The following is a 289-nucleotide window of genomic DNA, read 5'->3' on the forward strand; positions in this document are numbered from 1 at the left end:
CTGGCATCAAGCCTCTTTTCTTCAACCAGAAAATAGAACAAAAGGAACCAGAGAAGAAGATACCTTCCACTGCTGCAAAAGCGATCAATCTTTCCTGAAAGTTTCCGTTGTCAATCCAGCGAAGTGCCCACTCAGCCTTCTTTTTTACGCAATCGATATGCTCAATAGCATTTAGTAATCGATCTCTTTCTACAGCATCTTTAATGTAGGTGTCAATAAGAAGGGAATAGGTTTCTGAATGGATATTTTCCATGGCAATTTGAAACCCGTAGAAAAATTTGGCTTCCGT

The 289-nt window shown here is 39.8% G+C and carries 1 protein-coding gene; it reads right to left on the reverse strand.

Features of this window, described 5'->3' with window-relative positions; translation table 11 throughout:
• The coding region (locus ACNKXV_RS14440; RefSeq protein WP_417908403.1) for a ribonucleotide-diphosphate reductase subunit beta at positions 1 to 289 on the reverse strand (289 nt) is incomplete at both ends.

Origin of the sequence: Christiangramia aquimixticola (assembly GCF_048285835.1) — a bacterium.
GTDB lineage: Bacteria > Bacteroidota > Bacteroidia > Flavobacteriales > Flavobacteriaceae > Christiangramia > Christiangramia aquimixticola.